Below are 18,344 nucleotides of genomic sequence, written 5' to 3'. Positions count from 1 at the left end.
GGTGAATGCGCCGCGCTCGTAGCCGAACAGCTCGGCCTGCATCAAGGACGATGGAATCGCGCCGCAGTTGATCGCGATGAACGGCTCATGCGCCCGCGACGAACGCTCGTGAATCGCGACCGCCGTCAGCTCCTTGCCGGTGCCCGATTCGCCGGAAATGAATACGGGTGCGTCGGGCGCCGCGACCCGCCGGATCATCTTGAACAGCGCGAGCATCGCGCTGCACGTGCCGACCATCTCGCCTTCGCCGCGGCCCATGCTGGCCGGCACGGTGGCAAGATCGGTAAGCGATACCATCCCGTGCGCGTGCCCGACCGTCTCGACGATGCGCGTCGTCTCGTAGGGCATCGTGACGTAGTCGAAGCAATAGTCGCGGATCAGATGCCGCAGCGCGGCGTCCTGCAACTGGCCACGTTGCGTGGCCGCGATCCAGCCGATGTGCGGAATCGTCAGACACGATTCCAGTTCACGCAGTTCGGAAGGTTTGAAGCCCGAAGAAAAATCGAGCAATCCTGCGGTGGCAACGCCATGCTGCACGACGCGTCGCATGTCGCGCACCGTTTCCGCGAGATCCACATGCCAGCCGCGCGCATCGAAATGTCCGCGCAAGGCGTCGTTCGGTTCCCGGGAAAAATAGATCACATGCCGTAGTTCGGCTCCCATACGCACACCCCGTTCATTAACCGTCTAACGATTACCGGCGCACGTCACGAAACACGTGCCAAAAGGATCGAATCGGGTCCATGCTCAGGCTGGCTCGATTCGCCATGTCAATGCGCGGCAACGCCAAGCCTCGCACAATGGCGTTCATCAAATTTATGGACTCTGGCGAGTCTCTTCGCGTGTGGTTCATTTTGTGGTCAAAGCAGCTTAGTGATACGCGCCGAATAAGGCAAACCGATTTCTGCACGCCTGACCGCCCGCGACACGATGCACTGCACGACCGAACGATATCCGCCATTCCTCTGCACAAAAGCGTGAATGTCCTGCCCGATACATCACTCACGCACGCGTGATTTTCATCCTGGATGCGGATGACTTGAATCCGCAGTACTCCCAAGCCCCCTCGTTTCAGCACTGAAACATTTTTTTCGCGTTTCGCCGCGTCCCCCTCGGCGTCGAATTGCGAATCGCTTTCGGCACAATGGTTCGGGCACGGTGGCATGTATTTCGCTGAATACATGGCACACCGGAGACACGCCATGCGACACCTCCTTCGCCTCTCTCTCGCCCGACTCGCCGCTGCGCTCGCAGTCGCGGCGCTGCCGATGCTCGCGGCCGCACAGGAAGCCTCGCAAATAGAGGGGACCGGCGCAACGTTTGCATCGCCGCTGGCCGACGCTACGTGGATGAAGCGTTATGCGCTGCTCGACGAAGACACGCTGGGCCAGCAGCGCGGCCGCGCGCCCGGCTTTGCGGTCGTGACATCGGCATCGCAGCAGTTGGCAGGCAGCGGATCGGTGACGCTCTGGGACGAGATCGCGCCGCCCGCGCCGATACCGATGCCCGTGCCCGTCGATGCGCAGCGCGCCATGCAGGGCAACAACGCAAGCTACACGCGCAAGTGACCGCGCGTTTCGACACGCTATCCGAGGGGTCTGCCATGAACGTCCCGCATTTTCCGATTCGCCGCCCGATGCTCGCCATGCTGTGTGCGGCACTTGCCGGCCCGGCATGTGGCGTGGCGTTCGCGCAGGCGCACACGGAAAACCCCGGGGACATCATCGTCATCCGCGACATCACGCCACGTGTCGCCTATCGCGACGTGCCGACGGAACAGGATCCCGTGCTCGTGCGCGCGACCACATTTCCGGCAAACGATTTCAATCCGATGATGGCGACGATGGTCTCCGATCTCGACCTGACGAATGCGCACGGCTCGAACGGCGTCGCGCCCGGCGGCATGATCGGCGGCGCGGGCATGCAGGCGATCACGCGTGCGCTCGCAGGCGACCCCGCAGGCGGTGCATCGATGCACGGCGCCGTCGCCGGCGCGGCTGTCGCGGGCGGCATCGGCGGCACGATCTCGAACGCAGTGACGAACGCGCTTGCGCCGCTCACGAGCGTCATGGGAGCCGCGAAATGAACACGCACGCACCACGTCGCCGCTTGCTCGCGCGATTCGACGCGTCCCGGCGCACGCATGCCTGGACGCAGGCCGGCACGGTCGCCGTCGTCCTGCTTGCCGTATGCGCGGCACCGCGCGCCTTCGCGCAAGGCATGCCATCGACCGGCCCGTCGTTCGCGCAGGCGTTCGTCAGCGCCACCGCGACGATCGCGACCGGCGCAGGCAACGGCACGACCGGCGCGGTCACGATCAATGAAACGGCCGGGCTCGACAACGCACAGAGCAATCAACTGGCCCTGGGCATGGGCGCTTCCGGCGCCAGCCAGGCTGGCATCTCGCAAGCGGCGATCGCTTCGGCGCGCGTGGGCGACACGGCGGCACGCATCGAGGGCACGGCCTTCTCGCAGGTCTCGGGTGCATTGATGGTGAATCAGAGTGCCGGAGTGGGAAATCTTCAGCGCAACAGCACCGTAGTGGGCACGCTGGGCGCGGGAGTGAGGGCTGCATCGGATACCGAACTATCCGAGGCAGCCCCGCATCACGGTGGACTGGGACTCCCGGTGGGCGGGCGGGGTATGCCCGAAGCGTCGATTAGCGGCGACGCTTTCAAGCATATCAGCGGCATCGTACAAGTCAACCAGACCTCCGGCGCCGGTAATGCAACGGCCAACAGTTTTGTGCTCCGTCCCCCGGCGGGCACTCTTTTTAATTAAGCCATCACCGTAACGGAGCGTACTATGAAGCGCACACTCATTGCAGCGGCGGTACTCGCGTCGGCAGCGGCGAGTACCGCATATGCGGCGCCCCCGAAAGCCTATCTGTTCAACACGACGGGCGTCACCGAGACAGTCGGCATCCGCGGCTGGGTCCGGCTATTCGGCTCCGTCACCGTCACCAGCACCGCGGGGGCGGTGGTCAACAACGATCAAACGGTGACGCTGGCCAACGCGAGGCTCGACCCGAACTATCAGAGCTACCTGCAGGGCGCCGTCACGACGACCTACAACAACCAGGACAAGCACGTTTCGGTGAAGGGCGACTCGTCGTTCTCGTCGACCGAATCGTTCGTGAAGGATGCGTCTTCACGGTGGAGCCAGGAGCACAAGTCGTCGCACGATTCGCACAGCGTGACGGCATGGGCATCGGCCGAGCAGACGAAGTCGCAGTCGAGCGACGTCTCCCACACGACGACGTCGTCGCACGACACGAGCGCCAGCAACGGTCACAAGGCCGTCGCGGGCGTGCTGACGGCCACGGTCGCCGCATCCGCGAACACGTCCGAGGCGCATACCCATACCGGCAACCGCCGCAACGGCGGCAGCAGCGAAAGCCAGAACTTCAACGGCAGCCTCTATGTGGCCGGCGCGGCCGGTGTCGCATGGGACAACGCGTCGTCGCAGACGAAGACGCACGAGGATTCGTCGAACGTGACGAAGAACTCGAGCACTTCGGCAAGCGAATCCGGGTTCCGGGCGCGCGTGCATCACGACGACGCATCGTCGTCCTCGTCGGCCAGCCAGTCGATGCACGCGAACTCGAGCGAGACGTTCTCGAAGAAGAAGTCCTGGAGCTACAACCTCGACGTCGCCAAGACGGACGTGACGACGACAGGCAGCGTCACCGCGCACATCGATACGCGCAAGCCCGGCGAGCTTAACGCAGGCACCGGCACCAACGCGGCATCGGGCGTCACCGGCAACCTCGGCGTGAACATCGCGGAAGGCATCGGCAACGCGCAGAGCAACGACGTCGCGCTCGCGTCGGTCGATATCGGCAACGTGTTCGGCAACGCGCAGATCTTCAGCAGCCAGTCGTCCGGCGGCCAGGCCACCGTCAACAACTTCAAGCTGAACGCGACGATCGGCGACGGCTCGCTGTCGAACGTATCGGGCAACGTCGGCGTGAACGTCGCCTCGGGCATCGGCAACGTGCAGAACAACAGCCTCGCCGGCGCCGTGACGACCGTCAACGCAGCGGGTGTCGATACGGTGGCGATGGTCGCCACCGACAGCAACGCGCAGACCGCTGCGGCACAGGTCAACGGCCGCTTCGAAGGTTCCGCGGTGCTCGGCGCGAATGCGCTGCATGGTTCGAGCGGCAACATCGGCGTGAACATCGCCGGCGGCGTCGGCAACCTGCAGCACAACGGCCTCGCGATCGCCGCACTCAACAACGGTCATTGACCGCCTTATCCGGGGGGAGCGCGCGCCGTGCTGGCTGTCGCACGGCGCGCGCAGCAGGAGAACAACATGTCCGGGGCATATCGTCAGTCGTCGCTGCGCATCGCCGTCGTCGTGGCCGGCAGCATCTGTTGCGCGGCCGCCTCCGCGCAATCGAGCATCGATACCCGCACGCTCATGGGCGTCCCGCTCACGAAGCACCTGAACTCGATCCGCGATCTGCGCTATCGCGACATCGTCAGCCAGCAATTCGACTTCAGCTGCGGATCCGCCGCGCTCGCCACGCTGCTCAAGTATGGCTACGGCATCGACATTCCGGAAACCGAAATGATCCGCCGGATGATGGCGTTCTCGACGCCGGACGTCGTGGTCAAGAAAGGTTTCTCGATGCTCGACATGAAGCGGTTCGTCGAAACGCTCGGCCTGCGCGGCCGTGGCTTCCGGGTCGGCATCGAAGCGCTGCATCACCTGCAGATTCCCGTACTCGTGCTGATGAATTTCAACGGCTACGAGCATTTCGTGATCGTCAAGCATGCGGAGAACGGCCGGATCTTCATCGCCGATCCGGCGCTCGGCAACCGCATCCTGCTCGAAGAAGATTTCGCCGATACCTGGAACGGCCTCGTGTTTGCCGTGCTGGGCAAACCCTTCAAGGAGGACTCCCCGCTGCTGCAGAACAACGAATCGCTGGCGCTCAAGCTGCGCGACCAGGCGCTCGGCATGAGTGCCGCCGCGATTCCTTTCGTCGAATTCGGCTTGATCAAGACAGACCTGTTCTGACTCGTCATGAAACGCTACCTCCTGCCATTCAGCCTCGCATGGTGTGCCACCATGTGCGGCTTCGCGGGCAGCGCCGTCGCAGCCGAAAGCGGTGCCGGCGCGCCCGGTCTCGCACGTCCCTTCGACAACCGCTTGCCCGCGCCGTCCGTGCAGCTCGTCGACGACGACGTCCTGTCCCGCCAGACCGGCAAATATGCCGGCGCATCGATGATTTCCGGGTTCGTGCTGAACCTGGTCTCCCAGTGGCAGCTGCCGAACGGCGGACTCGCGGTCGCACAGGGCACGCTGTCCGTCTCGACGGATGCCACGCACCACCCGCACGCCCACGTGACGACGCTCGCCAAGGTCGTCGACGGCGACGGCTCGCCGAATGGCGCGAATCCACACGCCGTCGCGACCGGCGGCCAGTCGGTCAAGGTCAACGGCATCTCGCAGATCACCCAGGTCGCGGGCAACAACAATGCCGGCACGAATGCCGCGGTCATCGATTTCAATGCGCAGAATCCCGCCGCCACGCCGCTGCCCGGCTCGACGTCGAGCACCAGCGCGTTCGCAAGCGACGGCGCCGGCACGGTGAAGGCCGGCGTGTCGTTCTCGAGCAGCGGCGTCTCGCTCGTCTTGCAGACGCCGGCCGGGTTCGCCACCCAGTCGATCGAGCCGGCAACCGCCCGGCAGGGCAGCGCGATCGCGCAACTGCTGCAGGTCGCCGGCAACCGGCAACTCGTCTCGAACCAGTTGCAGCTGCTGTTGAACACGCAACAAATGTCACCCGCGACGCTCCGTCAGATGGGCGTCCTTCAAGCGCTGCAGAACAGCGCGCTGCTAAGGAGATGATGAGCGGCACGCCAGCCGCGACACCGCACATGCGCCGTTTGCATGTGCCGCTAAGGGCGGATGCGGACTGGGCCCATTGGCCTCTTTCGCAGCCGCTTCATCCGGGGGATGAACCATGTCGCATCAGAAGTCGTCAACATGCCAGCCGCGCGCCGCGCTCGCCGTCGTTCCGGCCGCGGTGCTCTGCTTCACTGTGACGGAATGCGCACACGCGCAGGCGCTCACCGACCAGTCGCTCGAGGAGCGGCTCAACACGCTGATGAAGGTCGTCGATCAGCAGCAGCGCAAGATCGACGCGCTCGAGCACCAGGTCATCGATCTCGAGATGGCCCGGCGCGGCCGGGGCGAACCGGGCGGCCCCACCACCGCCGCGCCGCCCATGCTGATTTCGCAATACACGCCCATCACGCCGGCACCCGGCGAAGGTACCGGCACCGCGACCGGCGTGCCGGTCAATCCGCCCCCGCCCCAGGGCGCCGGCGAAACTGCCGCGCCCGGCACGATCGGCACCACGCAGAAAGCGTCCGAACCCGGCCGCACCGCGGCCGAAGAGGCCGTCGTGCAGCGCGAGCATTCGCCGCTGTTCGACCGCAAGCTGACGATCGACTGGGGGATCAGCGACACCTATTACGACCGCCGGCAGCTGCAGCTCTCCGGCTTCCTCGCGCTCGACGCGATCTTTCTCGGCAACCTGAATCTCGGCCAGACGAAGTCGCACCAGCTGATGTCCGACGTGGACGTCCGCTACGGGCTCACCGACCGCATCAGCGTCGACGTCGACGTCCCGTACATGTACCGCACCGCCACCTTCATGAACGGCGGCGCGGGCGGCGCGGCGAACACGCTGTCCGACACGAGCGTCAATTCGCACGCGCTCGGCGACGTGAACTTCGGCATCTACTACCAGTTCGTGAAAGAGCACGGCAGCGTGCCCGACGTCGTCGGCAGCCTGCGCGTGAAGGCGCCGACCGGCACGGCACCGTTCGGCATCAAGCTGCTGCAGTCCGACCCGAACAACACGAACCTCGTCGCGCCGAGCAAGCTGCCGACCGGCAACGGCTTCTGGAGCCTGACGGCCGGCGTCTCGGTGCTGAAGACCTACGACCCGGTCGTGCTGTTCGGCAGCGTGTCCTATACGTACAACGTCGCCCGATCGTTCTCCGACATCTCGTCGGTGGTCGGCCAGACACAACCCGCCAAGGTGAAGCTCGGCGACATCGTCCAGTTCGGCGGTGGCGTCGCGCTGGCGTTCTCCGAGCGCGACTCGGCGAGCATCGCCTACACGATGGCGATCGAACCCTCCACGCGGACCCAGGCGCCCGGCGGCGAATGGCAGCGGGTGCCGGGCAGCCAGACGACCGCGTCGACGCTGAGCTTCGGCCTCAACCACGTGTTCAACAAGAACCTGACGATCAACGCGTCGGTCGCAATCGGGCTCACGCCCGACGCGCCGAACTTCATCGTCGGCCTGCGCTTCCCCTATTCGTTCTGAGGCGCATCTACGCAGCGAGGTTATCGTGCACGACTCCCGCCCCGTCACCTCAACCGCCCCTCCGAACGTGGTGGCGCGACTGACCATCGCGCGCTCGGACGGCGCCGGGACCGGCCATCTGCTCGCCGTCCGGCCGCTCGTGTATCTGTCGCGCCGTCCCGATGCCGCGCTTGTCACGCATCTGCGGGAGCGGCGCTGGGACGTCCTGCCCGCCAAATCCGCCCACGATGCGCAGCGGCTCGTGAAACCCGACGTCGCGCATGCCGGCATCGTCGATCTCGACGGCTTCGCAGCGCGCGACCTCAACGCGCTCGAACCGATCCTGCGCCATCAGCAGATCGGCTGGATCGCACTCGCGAATCCCGCGCGGCTCGCCGAGCCCGATATCCGCAAGCTCATCCGGCAGTACTGTTTCGACTACGTGAAAGGGCCGCCGACGCAGACGACGATCGACTATCTCGTCGGCCACGCGTACGGCATGGTGACGCTGTGCGACCTCGAACTCGCGACCGACGTCGCCACGACCGGCGACGACGAGATGGTCGGCACCTGCGACGCGATGCAACTGCTGTTCCGCACGATTCGCAAGGTCGCGAATACGGACGCAACGGTGTTCATCGCCGGCGAGTCAGGCACCGGCAAGGAACTGACCGCTCTCGCCATTCACGAGCGTTCGTCGCGGCGCAAGGCGCCGTTCGTCGCGATCAACTGCGGTGCGATCCCGCATCATCTGCTGCAGTCCGAGCTGTTCGGCTACGAGCGCGGCGCGTTTACCGGCGCGAACCAGCGCAAGATCGGCCGGGTCGAAGCCGCGCACGGCGGCACGCTGTTCCTCGACGAAATCGGCGACATGCCGCTCGAAAGCCAGGCCAGCATGCTGCGCTTCCTGCAGGAGGGCAAGATCGAGCGGCTCGGCGGCCACGACTCGATTCCGGTCGACGTGCGGATCATCTCGGCGACCCACGTCGACCTCGAAGCGGCCATGCGCGACACGCGCTTTCGCGCCGACCTGTTCCATCGCCTCTGCGTGCTGCGGATCGACGAGCCGCCGCTGCGGGCGCGCGGCAAGGACATCGAGCTGCTCGCGCATCACATCCTGCTGAAATTCCGCAGCGACGGCGCACGCAAGATCCGCTGCTTTACGCCGTGCGCGGTCGAGGCGATGTACAGCTATGCGTGGCCGGGCAACGTGCGCGAGCTGATCAACCGGATCCGCCGCGCAATCGTCATGGCCGACAGCCGGCTGATCTCCGCCGCCGATCTCGATCTCGGGCAATACACAGCGCAACAGTCGACGACGCTGGCCGAGGCACGCGAGCGTGCGGAGAAGCGCGCGATCGAGGCCGCGCTGCTGCGTCACCGGCACCGGCTCGCGGAAGCGGCCGCGGAGCTCGGCATCTCGCGCGTCACGCTGTACCGGCTGATGGGGTCGCACGGGCTGCGCGATCTGTCCGAGACGGAGCAGCGCGCCGCGGCGGCTGGCGGCGACGGCGCGAACCGGGACAGTGAATGACGGGACGCGCCGCGCGGCAGGCAACGCATGGCACGGCGGGCGCGCAAGGCGGCGGCCCGGGCAACGCGCAGCGGCAATCCGGTAGAATCGCCGCCATTGCGTTTCTGAGCCTTTCCCGATATCCATGACGAGCTTGACCCTGATCGTCGCGCGTGCCCGCAACGGCATCATCGGCCGCGACAACCAGCTGCCCTGGAAACTTCCCGAGGATCTCGCCTTCTTCAAGCGCACGACGATGGGCGCGCCGATCGTGATGGGCCGCAAGACCCACGAATCGATCGGACGGCCGCTGCCGGGACGCCGCAATATCGTCGTGACACGCGATGCGTCGCGCCGCTTCGACGGATGCGACACCGTGACGTCGCTCGCCGACGCACTCGTCCTCGCCGCACGCGACGGCGCGGCCGAAGCGTTCCTGATCGGCGGCGCCCAGCTTTACGCGGAAGGCCTCGCACTCGCCGACAAACTGATCGTCACCGAGATCGACGCCGACTTCGAAGGCGATGCGTCGTTCCCCGCGCCCGCACCCGAGCAGTGGCGGGAGGTGTCCCGCGACACGCATCAGGCGGCCGCGCCGAATACGTTCGCCTACGCGTTCGTCGTCTACGCACGCCAGCGCGGCTGACGCGGCGCGCGGAACGAAAAAAGCCCGGCCAGCCGGCCGGGCTTTGTCGTCTTCGGGTTGCGAGCCTCGCCGCCCGGACGCCTGACGCACGCCGCACGTTGCGGCACGCGTCCTCGAACGTCGACGCCGCTTACTGCCCGGCGATCGTCATCTGCTCGATCAGCACCGAGCCGGTTTCCTTCGTGCCGCGGACGATCGAATCCGCGCCGATTGCGACGATATGGCAGAACATCTCCTGCAGCGTGCTCGCGACCGTGATCTCCTCGACCGGATACTGAATCACGCCGTTCTCGACCCAGAAACCCGCCGCGCCGCGCGAATAGTCGCCCGTCACGTAGTTCACGCCCTGTCCCATCAGCTCGGTCAGCAAGAGCCCCGTCCCGAGTTTCTTCAGCATGGCCTCGAAATCGTCGCCCGGCCGCGTGTTCGAACTGCGCAGCGACAGGTTGTGCGAGCCGCCGGCGTTGCCGGTCGTCTGCGTGCCGAGCTTGCGCGCGGAATAGGTCGACAGGAAATAGCCCTCCACGACGCCGTCCTTGACGACGCTGCGCGCACGCGTACGCACGCCCTCCTCGTCGAACGGCGCGCTGCCCATCGCGCGCGGCACGTGCGGATCCTCGACAACCTGGATATGCGGCGCGAATACCGGCTTGCCGAGACTGTCGACCAGGAACGACGTCTTGCGATACAGCGCGCCGCCGCTCACGGCCTGCACGAACGCACCGAGCAGGCCGGCCGCGAGCGGCGCCTCGAACAGCACCGGCACCTTGCGGGTGTCGAGGCGGCGCGCGCCGATCCGTGCGAGCGCCCGCTCGGCCGCGTAGCGCCCGATCGCTTCCGGCGCGGCGAGATCGGCCGCGCTGCGCTTCGACGAATACCAGTCGTCACGCTGCATGTGGCGGCCGCTGCCCGCGATCGGCGCGCACGCGATGTAGTGGCGCGAGTACGGGTAGCCGGCCAAAAAGCCGCGCGACGTCGCGAGCACGAACTGCGAGTGCTGCGCGGAGACGCTCGCCCCTTCCGAATTGCGGATCTGCGGGCTGACCGCAAATGCGGCATCCTCCGCGCGGCGGGCGATCTCGACCGCCTCGTCGGCGGACAGGTCCCACGGATGATAGAGGTCGAGGTCGCGCGGCGACGTCTCGAGCAGCTCGGCCTCGGCGAGGCCGGCCGCGTCGTCCTCGGCCGTGAAGCGCGCGATGTTGTACGCGGCGGCGACGGTGTCCTTGATCGCGGCCGGCGAGAAATCCGACGTGCTCGCATTGCCGCGCTTCTTGCCGATGAACACGGTCACGCCGACCATCTTGTCGCGGTTGTGCTCGATCGTCTCGACCTCGCCGCGCCGCACCGATACCGACAGGCCGTCCCCTTCGGAAATTTCGGTCGCGGCGTCCGTCGCGCCGAGCGCCTTCGCATGGCGGAGGATGTCCGAGGCGATTTCTTTCAGCTGGTCCTGCGTATGCGGGAAATAGCGCGCTTGCGCGTCGAGATTGGCAGCCATCTTTGTGTTATCCGGTGGCGGGCGCGCGGCCCGCGTGTTCAAAATATCGTATGCCGCGATCATAGCAAGGTCCGCGGCCGCTCACCGGAGAAGCTTGGGGCGATCGCGGCGCGTTACAATGCCGCGTATGACACGCAAAACCCGAATCCAGCCGATCGAGCACGCCGACGACGATGCCGGCCTTGACTACGATCGCCCCAGCAAATCCCAGTTGAAACGCGAAATGCATGCACTGCAGGTGCTCGGCCAGGCGCTCGTCGATCTGCCGAAGGATGCCTTGAAGCGCATGCCGATGCCCGAAGATCTCGCGGACGCGGTGCTGGAAGCGCGCCGCATCACCGACCACGAAGGCAAGCGCCGCCAGCTCCAGTACGTCGGCCGCGTGATGCGCTCGCTCACCGACGACGAGACGGCCGCCTTGCGCACCGCGCTCGACGCCCAGCGCGGCGTGAACAAGGCCGCGACTGCGCGCCTGCACTGGATCGAGCGCACCCGCGAGCAACTGCTCGGCGACGACAACGCGCTGACCGAGTTCATCCGCCAGCATCCGGCCGCGGACGTGCAGGAAGGCCGCACGCTGATCCGCAACGCCCGCAGGGAAGCGCAGCTGGACAAGCCGCCGCGCTACTACCGCGAGCTGTTCCAGTGGATCAAGACCGCGAGCGGCGCACCCGGCGCGGACGACGAAGCGCCCGATGCCGCCGGAGACGAGCATGACGACGAAGCGTAACCATCCTGACGAGCTGGTCGTCGGCCTCGTGTCGATCAGCGATCGCGCAAGCAGCGGCGTCTACGAGGACAAGGGTATTCCGGCCCTGCAGGACTGGCTGGCTGCCGCACTCACGTCGCCGTGGCGCGCCGAGACGCGGCTGATCCAGGACGATGCGCCGACGATTTCCGCGACGCTCACCGAACTCGTCGACGTCGCCGGCTGCGACCTCGTGCTGACGACGGGCGGCACCGGTCCCGCGCGCCGCGACGTGACGCCCGAGGCGACGCTTGCGGTGGCGACGAAGGCAATGCCGGGATTCGGCGAGCAGATGCGGCAGATCAGCCTGAACTTCGTGCCGACCGCGATCCTGTCGCGGCAGGTCGCGGTGATCCGGGAAACCGCCGGTCACGCGGCGCTGATCATCAACCTGCCGGGCCAGCCGAAGTCGATCCGGGAAACGCTCGAAGGGCTGCGCGACGGTGAAGGCAAGACGACCGTGCCCGGCATCTTCGCCGCGGTGCCCTACTGCATCGACCTGATCGGCGGCCCGTACATCGAGACCGACGCCGCGGTGGTCGCGGCGTTCCGCCCGAAGAGCGCGCAGCGCGCACCGCGCTGAGGCGATGCCGGCGGCCCGCTCAGGCAGCGGGCGTGGCGTCGCCGGCCGGCACCGCCGGCGCGGACGGGATCAGGAAATGCTGGCGATAGTATTTCAGCTCGTCGATCGATTCGTGGATGTCGGCCAGCGCCGTATGCATCGCGCGCTTCTGGAAACCCTTGTATATTGCCGGCTGCCAGCGGCGGCACAGCTCCTTGAGCGTACTGACGTCGAGGTTGCGGTAGTGAAAGAAGCGCTCGAAGTCCGGCATCCAGCGCGCCATGAAACGGCGGTCCTGGCAGATCGAGTTGCCGCACATCGGCGACTTGCCCGGCGACACGTACTGCGCGAGGAACGTCTGAAGCTGCGCGGCGGCGTCCGCCTCGGTCACGGTCGATGCGCGCACGCGGTCGATCAGGCCCGAACGGCCGTGCGTCGACTTGTTCCAGTCGTCCATCTTGGCGAGCGTCGCGTCGCTCTGGTGGATCGCGAACACCGGCCCTTCGACGGCGATATCGAGGGTCGAGTTGGTCACGACGACCGCGATTTCGATGATGCGGTCGTTATCCGGGTCGAGGCCCGTCATTTCCATGTCGAGCCAGACGAGGTTCAGTTCGTTGCGCACGAGTTCGGGCTGGCTGGCGGAAGCGGCGGTATCGGTCATGAGTCATCCTGGAAAATGGCGGACGGCGCACAGCACCGTCCCGGCGGCGGGCAGCGCTTCGGCGGCCCCGGTCCGCAAGAACATATAATTCTCGCATAGAACCCTTTGGCGCCTTCGATGTCACCCTTTTCGTTCACCCTGCTGTTCGCGCTCGCCGTGCTCGCGATGGTCGCCACCAAACTGTGGCTCGCCTCGCGGCAGATCCGCTTCGTTGCCGCGCACCGCAACCGCGTGCCCGCGCAGTTCAGCGCGACCATTCCGTTGCTGGCGCACCAGCGCGCCGCCGACTACACGGTCGAACGCACCCGGCTGACCATGTTCGAGATCGTCGTCAGCGCGGCGGTGCTGATCGGGCTGACGCTGCTCGGCGGCGTCGGCGCGCTCGATACGCACCTGACCGGCTGGCTCGGGCGCGGCTACACCCAGCAGGTCGCGCTCGTCGCGTCGGTGCTCGCGATCATGAGCGTCATCGACGTGCCGTTCGAGTATTACCGCCAGTTCGGCATCGAACAGCGCTTCGGCTTCAACCGGATGACGCACCGCCTGTTCTTCACCGACATGCTGAAGAACACGCTGCTCGGCGCCGCACTCGGCCTGCCGCTCCTGTTCGTCGTGCTGTGGCTGATGAATCGGGCGGGCAGCCTGTGGTGGCTGTGGACGTGGCTCGTCTGGGTCGCGTTCCAGATGCTCGTGCTGCTGATCTATCCGACCTTCATCGCCCCGCTTTTCAACAAGTTCGAACCGCTGAAGGACGACGCCCTGCGCACGCGCATCGAGGCGCTGATGAAGCGCTGCGGCTTCGCGGCGAAAGGGCTGTTCGTGATGGACGGCAGCCGCCGCTCCGCGCACGGCAATGCCTATTTCACCGGGTTCGGCGCGTCGAAGCGGATCGTCTTCTTCGATACGCTGCTCGCACGCCTGTCGGGCGAGGAGATCGAGGCCGTGCTCGCGCATGAGCTCGGCCATTTCAAGCGCCGCCACGTGATGAAGCGCATGCTCGTATCGTTCGTGCTGAGCCTCGCGCTGCTTGCGCTGCTTGGCTGACTCGCCCAGCGCGTGTGGTTCTACACCGGGCTCGGCGTCACGCCGTCGCTCGACTCGAGCAACGCCGGCGCGGCGCTCGTGCTGTTCTTCCTCGCGATCCCCGTCTTCCTGTTCTTCGCCACGCCGATCGGCAGCCTCACGTCGCGCAAGCACGAATTCGAGGCCGACGCTTTCGCGGCGAGCCAGACCGGCGCGCAGGATCTCGTCAGCGCGCTCGTGAAGCTCTACGAGGACAATGCGTCGACGCTGACACCCGATCCCGTCTACACCGCGTTCTATTATTCGCACCCGCCCGCGTCGCAGCGGATCGACCGATTGCTACAACACGCATGAGCCGACCGACCTCCCTCAAGCCGGCCCCGCGCGCATCAGGCGCGGAACGTGCCGAAGGCCGCGTGATCGCGGCGCACGGCCGCCACTATATCGTCGCGCCCGACGATGGCGGCCCCATGCTGCAATGCTTCCCCCGCGGCAAGAAAAGCGACATCGCGGTCGGCGACCGTGTCACGTACGAGCGCTCGTCCGCCGACCAGGGCGTGATCGTCGCGATCGGCGAGCGGCGCAATCTGCTGTATCGCTCCGACCAGTTCAAGTCGAAACTGTTTGCGGCCAATCTCGACCAGTTGCTGATCGTGCTGGCAACCGAGCCGTACTTCAGCGAGGATCTGCTCGGCCGGGCGCTGATCGCCGCCGAGGCGAACGAACTCAAGCCGCTCGTCGTGCTGAACAAGATCGACGTCGAGGCCGCGTTGCCGGTGGCGCGCGAGCGGCTCGCACCGTATCGCGCACTCGGCTACGACGTGCTGGAAGTGTCGGTCAAGGGTTCGCCCGACGACGCGCGCGCGCAGCTGATTCCGCATCTCGCCGGGCACTCGACGATCCTGCTCGGCCAGTCGGGAATGGGCAAATCGACGCTCGTGAACCTGCTCGTGCCCGACGCCGAGGCAGCCACGCGCGAAATCTCGGCCGCGCTGAACAGCGGACGGCACACCACGACCTTCACACGCCTCTACCCGCTGCCCGAAGGCGGCGCGTTGATCGATTCACCCGGCTTCCAGGAGTTCGGTCTCTATCATCTGACGGAAGGCAAGCTCGAGCGCGCGTTCCCGGAGTTCCGCCCGCTGCTCGCGCACTGCCGTTTCTATAATTGTCATCATCTGCACGAGCCGGGCTGCGCGATCCTGGATGCGGTCTCCGAAGGCCGCATCGCCCCGACGCGGCATGCGTTGTACGCGCAACTGGTGCACGAGGCGAGCCAGATCGTGCGATGAGCCGCGTGTCGCACGGACACGCCCGGTCTGTCGACGAGGCACTGGCGGCCGGATGACCGACAGGAGGCATGATGCGCTTCAGAGCGCCGGATCTCGCAACCGCGCAGCATTGGGCCAACGTCCTCGCCGCGGCCGGCATCGGCTGCGAACTGCATAATTGCTACGCGACAGGCGCACTGGGCGGCATTCCCGCCGATGCCTGCGCGCCGGAGATCTGGCTCGACGACGAACGCGACGACGCTCTCGCCCGCCGCCTGCTCGACGCAGCGTCGCACGGCCCTGCGGCCGGCGCAACGCCATGGCGCTGCAAGCATTGCGGCGAGGCGCTCGAAGCGCAGTTCACCGCGTGCTGGCGTTGCGGCGCAACGCGCGACCCGCGCGACGACTGACCCACAGCAAAACAGCCCGATCAACGTAAGCCGATCGGGCTGCTTCGGTCAGGCTGGCCATCATCAAGGCCGGCTTCAAAGCCGGCCTTTCGCCAGTCAGATCCGCTGCCGTGTCACGACACCCACACGGCGATCGTCAGCATCAACAGCAGGATCATCCACAGAATCACCGCGCGCCAGACCAGGCCGACCGCCGATTGCAGCGTGCGCGGCGTGCAGTCGTCGCCGACCGTCAGCGGCCCGCTGTCGCCGACCGCAAGCGCATCGAGACTCGACGGTTCAGCCAGCGGCCCGGCCAGCCGCGCGCCGAGCGCCCCGCTGCCCGCGGCCAGCAGCACGCCGTCGTTCGAATCGGGCCACTGGCGCGCGTGATTGCGCCATGCGTAGATCGCGTCCTCGAAGTTGCCGACGATCGCGAAGCCGAGCGCGGTCAGTCGCGCCGGCACCCAGTCGATCACGAAGAACGCGCGCTGCGCGAACGTCGAAAATGCGGCGGTACGATCATCGCCCGGCGTCGACCAGCTGCGCGCGAGATATTCGGAGATTCGATACAGCACCGCGCCCGCCGGCCCGATCGGCAGCACGTACCAGAAGAAGACGCCGAACACGTGGCGATGCGACGCGATGACCGCATGAATCAGCGTATGCCGGACAATTTCGCCAACCGGCATGTCGACCGTGTCGAGCCCGGTCCACTCGTGGAGGATTTCGCGCGCATGCGGCACGTCGTCGTTGTTGAGCGCGAGATGGATGTCGGTGAAGTAATGGCTGAACTGGCGGAAGCCGAGCGTGAAATAGACGACGATGACGTTCCACAGGAACGCCAGCACGAAACTCACCTTGTACAGCAGGAAATAGATCAGCGCGACGGCGAGGACCCACGGCAACACGACGGCAAGCCAGGCCAGAACGCCATGCTTCCGCTTGCCGGCGTCAAGACCGTGCGCAACGGTTTCCGCGTGAAACTGGAACAGCGCGAAGACCGGATTGCTCGGCGACAGCGCGCGGACCTGTTCGATGATGAGGGCAAGAAGAACCGAAAAAAAAGTCATGCGTGGCGCCGTCTTCGGAGTTATGTCATTTTTTGCATAACGATAGCACAGCGTAAGCCTCGCATGGCCGGTCGCACGGCCGTCCTGCGGCCGCCCGCACGCATCGCGCGGCCTGATGAACCGTCATCCGGCAGCCAGGAAGCGGTACAGATTGCGCAACATGCCGGCAGTTGCGCCCCAGATGAAGTAATGCGCGCCCGCGTCGTCGTCCGGATAAGGCATCGCAAAAAAACGACGCTCGCCGCCTTCCCAACGGAATACGCGCACCTGATGATTTGCCGGATTCATCAAGAACGCGAGCGGCACCTCGAAGATCTCCGCAACCTCGCGTGTGTCGGCCTGCATGGTGAATGGCGGATGCACGAGGCCGACAACGGGCGTCACGCAGAAACCGGTGCCGGTCAGATAATCCGGCAACGCACCGAGGACTTCGACCCGCTCGCCGGACAGCCCGATTTCCTCTTTGGCTTCGCGCAACGCCGTCGCGGTCGCATCGCGATCGAACGGCTCTCGCCGGCCGCCCGGAAAACTGATCTGCCCAGCGTGGTCGTTCAGGTGATCGGCCCGCTGCGTCAGCAGCACGGTCAGACCGGCTTCGCGCGCGACGAGCGGCACCAGCACCGCGGCGCGGCGCGGATCGACGACTTCCTGCATGCGGACTTCGGATGGCTCGACGGTCCATTCGAGTGCACTGGCAAAACGTTCGCGCAGCCCTGACGGCGTCATCAGCCCGGACTCGATGGCCGGCAAGCCGGCGCTCGTGCCTTCGACCGGCAGCACTTCGGGATCGATGATGGGACGGCGGTTCAACGGAACTCTCTGGATTGATGGCGGATTCTGCGTATTGTCGCGCCAGAGTGAAAAAAGCACCCGGTTGGGTGCTTTTTCCTTACATCGCTTACGCCTGAGCAGCTGCTGCGCGATCCTTCGACACCAGCTTTTCCTTGATTCGAGCCGACTTGCCCGAACGCTCACGGAGGTAGTACAGCTTCGCACGACGCACGTCGCCGCGGCGCTTCACGACGATGCTCGCCAGCAGCGGCGAGTACGTCTGGAACGTACGCTCGACGCCTTCGCCCGACGAAATCTTGCGGACGATGAATGCCGAGTTCAGACCACGGTTACGCTTTGCGATCACGACGCCTTCGTAAGCCTGAACGCGCTTGCGGTTACCTTCAACCACGTTCACGTTCACGATCACCGTATCGCCCGGGGCGAATTCGGGAATCGTCTTGCCTGCGAGCGCGCGCTCGATCTCTTCCTGCTCAAGTTTTTCGATCAGATTCATCACTGACTCCTAAAACCATCTTGTCGACGTTTGCGCCCGCCTGGATCCAGGCCCGGCCCCGATAGAGGATGGATTCACATCTGGTGCCGCACACGCATGCACGGCACCGCCAATTCCCGCCCGCGAACGCCGCCTCAGGAGGCGGCTTTCGCTTCGCGTGCGAGGTTCGCGAGCCATGCCTCGTCGGCACGGCTCAGCAACTTGTCGCGGCGCGCCCGCACGATCAGGTCCGGACGCTTCAGCCACGTATTTCGCAATGCTTCCTGGCGCCGCCAGCGCTCGATTTCGGCATGATGCCCGCCGAGCAGCACGTCCGGCACGCGCACGCCCTCG

General features: G+C 66.0%; 18 protein-coding genes and 3 pseudogenes. 14 read left to right on the top strand and 7 right to left on the bottom strand.

Annotated elements, in window-relative coordinates:
* Positions 1–663 (bottom strand): sigma 54-interacting transcriptional regulator (locus KH616_RS09655; protein ID WP_292243618.1); only part of this gene is annotated, 663 nt, incomplete at its 3' end.
* A 539-nt stretch (positions 664–1,202) separates the two neighbouring features.
* Between KH616_RS09655 and KH616_RS09650 the strand changes: the two genes are divergently transcribed.
* The 9 genes and pseudogenes from KH616_RS09650 to KH616_RS09610 all read left to right on the top strand — a co-directional run bounded on the left by KH616_RS09650 (position 1,203) and on the right by KH616_RS09610 (position 9,492).
* Positions 1,203–1,568, top strand: coding sequence for a hypothetical protein (locus KH616_RS09650; protein WP_292243617.1), 366 nt, complete (start codon positions 1,203–1,205; stop codon positions 1,566–1,568).
* 35 nt (positions 1,569–1,603) lie between these two features.
* Complete coding sequence (locus KH616_RS09645; RefSeq protein ID WP_292243616.1) at positions 1,604–2,086, top strand: hypothetical protein; 483 nt, start codon at positions 1,604–1,606, stop codon at positions 2,084–2,086.
* Positions 2,083–2,781, top strand: a complete 699-nt coding sequence (locus KH616_RS09640; RefSeq protein ID WP_292243615.1) for a hypothetical protein — start codon at positions 2,083–2,085, stop codon at positions 2,779–2,781. Before KH616_RS09645 ends, KH616_RS09640 begins: the two co-directional genes overlap by 4 nt.
* A 24-nt stretch (positions 2,782–2,805) precedes the next feature.
* Positions 2,806–4,251, top strand: coding sequence for a cell wall anchor protein (locus KH616_RS09635; RefSeq protein ID WP_292243614.1), 1,446 nt, complete (start codon positions 2,806–2,808; stop codon positions 4,249–4,251).
* A 66-nt stretch (positions 4,252–4,317) separates the two neighbouring features.
* Positions 4,318–5,028, top strand: a complete 711-nt coding sequence (locus tag KH616_RS09630) for a C39 family peptidase (protein WP_292243612.1) — start codon at positions 4,318–4,320, stop codon at positions 5,026–5,028.
* 6 nt (positions 5,029–5,034) lie between these two features.
* Positions 5,035–5,862 (top strand): peptidase C39, encoded by an 828-nt coding sequence (locus KH616_RS09625; RefSeq protein ID WP_292243610.1) that lies wholly within the window; start codon positions 5,035–5,037, stop codon positions 5,860–5,862.
* 115 nt (positions 5,863–5,977) lie between these two features.
* Positions 5,978–7,354 (top strand): hypothetical protein, encoded by a 1,377-nt coding sequence (locus KH616_RS09620; RefSeq protein WP_292243609.1) that lies wholly within the window; start codon positions 5,978–5,980, stop codon positions 7,352–7,354.
* A pseudogene (locus KH616_RS09615) lies at positions 7,347–8,867 on the top strand (sigma-54 dependent transcriptional regulator); the annotation flags it as partial. The gene KH616_RS09620 and the pseudogene KH616_RS09615, both read left to right, overlap by 8 nt.
* Before the next feature lie 124 nt (positions 8,868–8,991).
* Positions 8,992–9,492: a dihydrofolate reductase gene (locus KH616_RS09610; protein WP_292243608.1), complete on the top strand. Its 501-nt coding sequence runs from the start codon at positions 8,992–8,994 to the stop codon at positions 9,490–9,492.
* A gap of 130 nt (positions 9,493–9,622) precedes the next feature.
* On the opposite strand, the gene pmbA is transcribed toward KH616_RS09610, so the two are convergent.
* Entirely contained in the window at positions 9,623–10,993 is a 1,371-nt protein-coding gene (pmbA, locus tag KH616_RS09605) for a metalloprotease PmbA (protein WP_292243607.1), read from the bottom strand.
* A gap of 127 nt (positions 10,994–11,120) precedes the next feature.
* On the opposite strand from pmbA, the gene yjgA reads away from it, so the two are divergent.
* Positions 11,121–11,723: a ribosome biogenesis factor YjgA gene (yjgA, locus tag KH616_RS09600; RefSeq protein WP_292243606.1), complete on the top strand. Its 603-nt coding sequence runs from the start codon at positions 11,121–11,123 to the stop codon at positions 11,721–11,723.
* On the top strand, positions 11,707–12,324 hold the full coding sequence (gene mog, locus KH616_RS09595; RefSeq protein WP_292243604.1) for a molybdopterin adenylyltransferase: 618 nt from the start codon (positions 11,707–11,709) through the stop codon (positions 12,322–12,324). The genes yjgA and mog overlap by 17 nt, the downstream gene beginning before the upstream one ends.
* A 19-nt stretch (positions 12,325–12,343) precedes the next feature.
* Here the strand turns inward: mog and orn are convergent, their stop codons facing one another.
* Positions 12,344–12,967, bottom strand: coding sequence for an oligoribonuclease (gene orn, locus KH616_RS09590; protein WP_292243603.1), 624 nt, complete (start codon positions 12,965–12,967; stop codon positions 12,344–12,346).
* 117 nt (positions 12,968–13,084) lie between these two features.
* On the opposite strand from orn, the pseudogene KH616_RS09585 reads away from it, so the two are divergent.
* The 3 genes and pseudogenes from KH616_RS09585 (at position 13,085) to KH616_RS09575 (ending at position 15,671) form a co-directional block, all read left to right on the top strand.
* Positions 13,085–14,344 (top strand): annotated as a pseudogene (locus tag KH616_RS09585) (M48 family metallopeptidase).
* Positions 14,341–15,282, top strand: coding sequence for a ribosome small subunit-dependent GTPase A (gene rsgA / locus KH616_RS09580; RefSeq protein ID WP_292243602.1), 942 nt, complete (start codon positions 14,341–14,343; stop codon positions 15,280–15,282). The pseudogene KH616_RS09585 and the gene rsgA overlap by 4 nt, the downstream one beginning before the upstream one ends.
* A gap of 71 nt (positions 15,283–15,353) precedes the next feature.
* A complete protein-coding gene (locus KH616_RS09575) occupies positions 15,354–15,671 on the top strand; it encodes a DUF2007 domain-containing protein (protein WP_292243619.1) in 318 nt (105 codons plus the stop codon).
* Between the two features lie 113 nt (positions 15,672–15,784).
* On the opposite strand, the gene KH616_RS09570 is transcribed toward KH616_RS09575, so the two are convergent.
* The 4 genes and pseudogenes from KH616_RS09570 to KH616_RS09555 all read right to left on the bottom strand — a co-directional run.
* Positions 15,785–16,723 carry a CobD/CbiB family protein gene (locus tag KH616_RS09570; protein ID WP_292243600.1) on the bottom strand — a complete coding sequence of 313 codons (939 nt, stop codon included), beginning with the start codon at positions 16,721–16,723 and terminating at the stop codon, positions 15,785–15,787.
* A 123-nt stretch (positions 16,724–16,846) separates the two neighbouring features.
* Positions 16,847–17,533, bottom strand: coding sequence for a CoA pyrophosphatase (locus KH616_RS09565; RefSeq protein WP_292243599.1), 687 nt, complete (start codon positions 17,531–17,533; stop codon positions 16,847–16,849).
* 88 nt (positions 17,534–17,621) lie between these two features.
* Positions 17,622–18,011, bottom strand: coding sequence for a 50S ribosomal protein L19 (gene rplS, locus KH616_RS09560; RefSeq protein ID WP_292243597.1), 390 nt, complete (start codon positions 18,009–18,011; stop codon positions 17,622–17,624).
* Between the two features lie 134 nt (positions 18,012–18,145).
* A pseudogene (locus KH616_RS09555) lies at positions 18,146–18,344 on the bottom strand (tRNA (guanosine(37)-N1)-methyltransferase TrmD); the annotation flags it as partial.

Origin of the sequence: Burkholderia sp., from assembly GCF_018375725.1 — a bacterium.
Taxonomy (GTDB): Bacteria; Pseudomonadota; Gammaproteobacteria; order Burkholderiales; family Burkholderiaceae; genus Burkholderia.
This window is presented reverse-complemented; position numbering and strand designations above follow the sequence as displayed.